This is a genomic window from Anabaenopsis arnoldii (genome assembly GCF_028331025.1).
In the GTDB taxonomy this organism is placed as follows: Bacteria; Cyanobacteriota; Cyanobacteriia; order Cyanobacteriales; family Nostocaceae; genus Anabaenopsis; species Anabaenopsis arnoldii.
The window spans coordinates 1-6,693 of record NZ_JAQMUH010000041.1 but is presented as its reverse complement, the minus strand read 5'-3'; the positions used below and the strand labels follow the sequence as shown (position 1 = coordinate 6,693).

Sequence of the window (6,693 nt, the reverse complement as noted above, 5' to 3'; positions counted from 1 at the left end):
CAAATCAAGCATAATTTGCTGTCTAATTATTTAATACAGCAACTCAAACGCCCAAGTATTCCTATGTGCTTGGTTTAATTGAAATTGTCCCGTGGCGCGGCTCCCTCCGCTCCCTATTTGTGCCAGTTGCGTAAGTCCTGGAATAGTAAAAATTAGAAAGGATGATAAAATACAGAAAAATATAATCCGTTCTCTTGCCATGTTCTGTCTGGGGAGTCAACAGATACAAGAGGAATACCCCAGTCAAGACGTGCAGTGAAGCGATCGCCTTGTGACCAGCGCCAACCTAAACCCACGGCTGCTAATGTGTTAGAGTCAGGATTCCTGCCAGAATTATTCCAACCTACCCCAAAATCAATAAAAGGTATCACCTGCAATACTCCTCTTGACTGGGATAACCGCACCACTGGGATTTGGACTTCCGCCCCAACTACAGCACCATTATCTGCTAACAGAAAATCTTGGCGATAACCCCGCACACTATCTATACCACCTATACCAAACTGTTCTAAAGGTAGCAAGCTTATAGATGCTATTTGAGTATTAGCACGCACAATCAATAAAGTCTCTGGTGCTAACAGGCGCGCCCATTGGGCTTGTCCTTGCCAGGAAAAAAACCGACTATCAGGAGCATCACTATTAATAGTAGCATTAAACGCGCCTATACCCAGATTAAATTGCGATCGCACCGCAATCACTTGGCGGCTATTACGAGTTGTCCATTCTTGAAAAAACCGTAACGCAGATATGCGTGTGCGCCCCTGGTCATCAGCACCCAAGGAAGGAAAAGGTAAACGTTCTCCCTCAATATAAGTAGCTTCACTTTCTCGCCGTGAAGCCGTCAATCCCAAAGCTAACTCCCCCCCCTGGGTTTGTATGAGGGGTTGACGAACAGTCACCTCATAGTAACCAGATGAAGATTGAATATCAAGAATATTAAATGGTTCTTCAATCACATTACTAGATGATGTGCCGAAATTAAAGCTGATTGTAGCATTGCGGGGATTGAGAGGTAAGGTGTAGCTACTATCAAAACTGTTGCTACCATCGTTATTAGCATAAGCTAAACTCAAACTATCTCCCACACCCAGTAAGTTAGCTTCTTTGAGTTGAAGGCGACGGCGAAAACTACCCACACTCGGAGATCGACCATTATCTAAGGCTACTTCGCTACTAAAAGATTTTGCTTCCCTCACTTGTACTTCTAACAAATTTGTGCCTGGACTTAGTCCTGCTGACAATTCAGCGGACAAGTTTTCAATCAAAGGATTAAGTTGCAGTAGTTGTAGTGCTTCTAGTAACTTATCTCGATTTAGGGGTGCTGATGTCGCTAATGCTAAACGACTACGGACATAATTGGGGTTGAGTCGGCGCGTACCACTAATTTGGATATCTTCTAATTTACCTTCAAGCACCTGAATTTTAATCACACCCGAATTAATTGCTTGCGGTGGAATATATGCACCGGAAGTAATGTAACCCTGGTTAAGATATAATTCAGTGATTTGGTCGCGAGCTTGAAACAGTTCAGTTAAAGTAATTGGTCTATTAGTAAATTCAGCGGTAACCTTGGCTAACTCTTCTGGGCTAAATACTGTACTACCCACTACATCAAACTTTTGAACCGTAATAGTTTGCGGAACATCCTCTAGTGTAGGTGGCTGAGATTGGGTATCTGGAAAAGAGGGTGGGAGTAGTTCTGCTGGTGGTGGTAATGGTTGGAGTGGTTGGGGTGTTTCTAGGGGAGATGGGGCGGGGGGTTGAATATCTTGGGGGGGCGGTAATTGTTGCGATCGGCTGAAATTACCATTTGATATTTGTGTATTTTCAACAGTTTGAGCCAATGAAGGATGATTATTAATACTATTTATTAAAACAAAAATACTTAGGATATACCAAGACATTTTTAGCTTTTTTCGGCATTGATACATCATGTTATGAGAATGTTGTTGAGCACAGTGGTACAGCTAAGAGGATGTTTGTCAAGTCATGATTAGTGTATCAAATATTGTTTTACCCCACCCTAACCCTCCCCTTGTAAGGAGAGGGGACTGGATTTGATTGTTGTTTGTGTGTTCCCTAATCCTTCGGTGTTCCCTGTTCCCTGTTCCCTGTTCCCTGTTCCCTAAGATCAAAATTACCTGTTGAAAACTTATCAAACATCCTCTTAGCCTAAAAATAGATATTTTGACTAAAAACGTCCACGAACTATGACTAAAAGGCGAATCAAGCGACTTAAGCGACTGTGTGATTGAGTTGCTGGTAAATACTTTGCTTAGTTGCGCAAAAACGATAATATTCCCTTCCCCGTACTTCCTCAATTGCTTTTGGATTACCATTTTCTTGGTGTATGTTGTGTTGCTAAATACACAAGTATGACAGCTTGCGCGGATCTCCTGATTCAGATAAACTAGTATAAGTTGCCAAATTTTCATAAAATCAACATTTTTTCGCTAAAAAAAGTTTATTTTTAATGAGTATATGCGTTATCGCCAAGATATTACGGAATTATTCTCAACATTCGCCCAGTTGGATGCAGGTAGATTCCACAAATGGTTAACAGATCCCAACTTGGAGCGTAGCATCAAAAAATGCTTAAATGAAACCCCAGAAGCATCGAATGCCAAAAACTTTTGGGCAATTTATTGGCACAAACACTGGCAGAACCAATCCCATATTCTTGCCAAGAGGCACTTGTCTGCTTATTTACAAGAACAATGTTATTGGGCGGCTCACAAGACTGTTGCTAAATTTGCCATCAATCAATATAGTCTAGCTGACTACTTCCAGCTGGCAAATGCTGAGGTAGAAAATATCCTCAAAGGCTTTAAACCTGAAATTAGCAGTAATTTACAAGCCTATGCTCAAATAGCAATTCCCACTCGGCTAAAAGATATTTTACGGCAACGCAAGGAAGCGGATAGCTGCACTAATTGGGCATTGTTACGCAAAGTGAGCAAAAAGCAGGTATTAGCATCTCTATCACAAGCTGGATTATCACCAGCCATAATTGCCCAACATCGTTTAGTTTGGTGTTGTTTTAAAGAACTTTATGTCCCAAACCAGGTGGGAGCTAATAGTAAATTACCAGAACCAAATCGCCAACTTTGGGAAGATGTCGCCAATCTCTACAACAGGGAACGACTAAACCAATTAAGTCAACAGATTCCACAATGCAGTGCAAACACAATTGAACAGATTATAACTCGTACTGCTACCTACCTGCGCGCTTATCTCTATCCACCAGTGGATTCTCTAGATGCACTCAAATCGGAAGATGGCTCTAACATCACCTTGGATTTACCAGACCCCTCCTCAGACTCATTAATTGCTGATATCCTAGCCCAAGAGGATGCGCAAAACCGCCAAAATCAACTTTCTCAAATGAAATCTGTCTTGTCAAAAGCTTTACAGGTATCTAATGCCCAAACCCAAGAAATACTTAAACTCTACTACCAACAGGGACTGACTCAACAGGATATTATTAAAAAATTACAGATTAGCCAACCTACGGTTTCTCGCCGCTTGATTAAAGCCAGAGAATCCTTGTTAGCAGCCTTAATCAACTGGAGTCGGGAGACATTGAATATTTCTATAACTTCCAACCAAATAAAAGATATGACCAATCTTTTGGAGGAATGGCTCAGAAGTAATGATCACCCAATCTAATTTCAAAATCACTTTTAATAAAAAAGCATTAAAAATGAGTTATGTATTTGCCGATCCCAGAGAATGGGAGTTAGAAATTTCACCAGCACTTCAAGAGCAGTGTTGGCGAAACAGCCAAGTTTATGGCACACCTAGCAGTCGTTGGCGCGCCTATATTAATCAAATATGCTTAGATGTATTTTTAAATTGGATACAAGTAGATTATGTTCCTGAAGCTACTGCCTGGGAATGTATACCTGGCGTTTCAGGTTTTTGGGAGTTTGTCAATGGTACTGTAGTTTTACTAGGACACAAGCGAGTGGCCTTAATTCCCAGTGAGGCAATAGATGATGGTGAGTTAGAAGTACCTCAAGAATGGGTAGATATTCCCAACTGGGCAGCAGACTATTATATAGCAGTGCAAGTGAAAACAGAAGATAACTGCGTGAGATTTTGGGGCTATACAACCCATCAAGAACTTAAATCATTGGCTAATTATGACCCTGTAGATAGAACTTATTGTATGGATACCCAAGATTTAACTAAAGACCTCAATGCTTTTTGGATGACTTACCAATTCTCCACCGAAGAGATGAAAACTGCTATAGCTCCTCTGGGAGAATTATCCGCTACGCAAGCTGAAAATCTGTGCCAGCGTTTAGGAAATCCTGCTGTAGCTTTTCCTAGATTATCAGTACCATTTATCACCTGGGGAGCGTTACTAGAAAATCAACAGTGGCGGTGGCGTTTATATCAACAGCGACAACCAAGACAAGAGTTACAGTTTTCCGGGAAACAAGTTAATCTGAGTAATTGGCTGACAGGTATTTACGACGGCTCATGGCAAACCATTGAAGCATTTTTTGGCACAAATTCTCAAAGTTTAGCTTTTAGTTTTAGGAGTGGTTCTGGGTTAGCAAGTGCTGGTGTTAAACGAGCCAAATTAATTGACTTGGGAATGCAGCTAAAATCTGAACAACTGGTGTTACTAATTGCTCTCTCACCAGAAGCAACCCCAGAAATTAGTATTCGCGTGCAATTACATCCTGCTAATGGAGAAACTTATCTACCTGCTAATATAAAATTGGCTTTGCTTACAGAATCAGCCGAAGTAATTTATCAAGTACAAAGTCGAGGACAAGATAACTACGTGCAATTGCCGCGTTTTCATGGAGAGGTGGGAGAATGTTTTAGTATCCAAATTTCTGGTGACGATTGGCAAATAATAGAAAATTTTGTGGTTTAATTAGCCGAAAATTAGTCTATGAGCAAATTATTAGTTTTCAGTTTGTTAGGAGGTGACTTTAAGCAAGGGTTTGCTGTAGTTACTGCTCAGTTTTGGGATACTAACCAATTAGTACCTGTAAAGTTTATCGGTAGTTTGCCAGCAGTACCAGAGCTTCCCAATATTTATCACAAATGGCGATCGCTCTATGAAGCCTTACACTATTGTTTGGGCAATAATCAAAGGATCAAAGTAGATGAGCAAGGTGTTACTAATATTTCTGTAAATGACTTTGATGATGTATGTCAGCAACTACAAAGAAATATTAATGCTTGGCTCAAATCTGAGTCATTTCAGAAAGTTGAAAGGCAGTTGCGGACTTTACTTAATCCTCATGATGAAATTAGAGTGATTTTTGAAACAAATATTCCCCTGCTGCATCGACTACCTTGGCATTTGTGGGATTTTTTTGAGGATTATCCCCGGGCTGAATTAGCTTTAAGTAATCCAGAATATACAAATACTCTAATATCACAAAAACACCCCACAGGTCAAGTCAAAATTTTGGCGGTTTTAGGTAATAGTGTTGGTATCGATATTGAAAAAGACCGTGCTGGGCTTGAAGGTTTAGCAGATACCCAAGTCAAGTTTCTGGTAGAACCAAACCGCAGAGAACTGGATGAGCAACTGTGGAATCAGAATTGGGATATTCTGTTTTTTGCAGGACATAGTGCTAGTCTTGCAGATGGAGAAATAGGGCAAATTGAGATTAATCAGACAGATAGTTTAACCATTCCTCAGTTAAAAAATGCACTGAGGAAGGCAATTATACACGGTTTAAAACTAGCAATTTTTAATTCCTGTGATGGCATTGGTTTAGCGCGGAATTTAGCGGATTTGAATATTCCGCAAATGATTGTTATGCGCGAACCCATACCAGATTTAGTAGCGCAAGAGTTTTTGAAAAAATTTCTTTTTGCTTTTGCTGGGGGTAAGTCATTATATGCGGCTGTGAGAGAAGCCCGGGAAAGATTGCAAGGCTTAGAAAATGACTTTCCCTGTGCCAGTTGGTTGCCTGTAATTTGTCAAAATCCTACCACTTTGCCGGTAACTTGGCAAGAAATTTGTGGAAGTTATAATAATAATAAAAATAAATCTCTAGATATTAGTTCTTTAAGCAGCAAAATTTTGACTCGAAAGTGCAACTTATGGACTGTACTTTTGATGAGTGTAATCATTGCCTTCTCAACTCTAGCTTTGAGATATTTAGGAACTCTTCAGACAGCAGAACTGCAAACTTTAGACCAAATGCTGCGACTGCGACCAAAAGAAGAGCAAGATGCAAGGTTACTAGTTGTGGAAATTACCGAAAAAGATATCCAATCTTACCAACAAGAGATTGTCCGCGGCACGAAATCAATCCCAGATTATAAGTTAGCTGAGTTACTGCACAAATTACAACAATATCAACCGCGAGTAATTGGACTGGATCTTTATCGAGATTCTCAAGACCCTAAACAACCAAACCAGAAAGACCTGGTTGATGAACTAAAAGCAGATACAGTTGTTGTCGTTTGCAAAGGTAAAGATCATAAATTTGACCCTGAAGGTGTAAAACCACCCGAACAAGTACCTGTAGAACGTCAAGGTTTTACCGATGGAATTGAAGATTCTGACTATATCGTTCGGCGGCAAATTCTCATGATGGCGCAAGAACCTTCATCTGCTTGTCAAACCAATTATTCATTAAGTTTTCAACTGGCGGCTCGTTATTTATTTCACGAAAATATTCAAATTAATAATTTAAATAAGAATTATAT

General features: G+C 40.1%; 4 protein-coding genes. 3 read left to right on the top strand and 1 reads right to left on the bottom strand.

The genetic code is table 11. The features are described 5' to 3' along the window. Positions 1-152: 152 nt before the first annotated feature. Positions 153-1,904 (bottom strand): ShlB/FhaC/HecB family hemolysin secretion/activation protein, encoded by a 1,752-nt coding sequence (locus PN457_RS03385; protein ID WP_417006590.1) that lies wholly within the window; start codon positions 1,902-1,904, stop codon positions 153-155. A gap of 577 nt (positions 1,905-2,481) precedes the next feature. Between PN457_RS03385 and PN457_RS03380 the strand changes: the two genes are divergently transcribed. The 3 genes from PN457_RS03380 to PN457_RS03370 all read left to right on the top strand — a co-directional run. Then, the gene (locus PN457_RS03380) at positions 2,482-3,669 is read left to right on the top strand and encodes a sigma-70 family RNA polymerase sigma factor (protein WP_271731331.1); all 1,188 of its coding nucleotides are present in this window, start codon (positions 2,482-2,484) and stop codon (positions 3,667-3,669) included. Between the two features lie 34 nt (positions 3,670-3,703). After that, positions 3,704-4,894 carry a DUF1822 family protein gene (locus tag PN457_RS03375; RefSeq protein ID WP_271731330.1) on the top strand — a complete coding sequence of 397 codons (1,191 nt, stop codon included), beginning with the start codon at positions 3,704-3,706 and terminating at the stop codon, positions 4,892-4,894. Positions 4,895-4,912: 18 nt separating this feature from the next. Further along, positions 4,913-6,693, top strand: a 1,781-nt coding sequence (locus PN457_RS03370; RefSeq protein ID WP_271731329.1) for a CHASE2 domain-containing protein, incomplete at its 3' end; no start/stop codon positions are given.

Coding starts and splice junctions, on each gene's coding strand:
- PN457_RS03380 (WP_271731331.1), top strand. CDS start 2,482: ATGCGTTATCGCCAAGATATTACGGAATTATTCTCAACATTCGCCCAG.
- PN457_RS03375 (WP_271731330.1), top strand. CDS start 3,704: ATGAGTTATGTATTTGCCGATCCCAGAGAATGGGAGTTAGAAATTTCA.
- PN457_RS03385 (WP_417006590.1), bottom strand. CDS start 1,904: ATGTCTTGGTATATCCTAAGTATTTTTGTTTTAATAAATAGTATTAAT.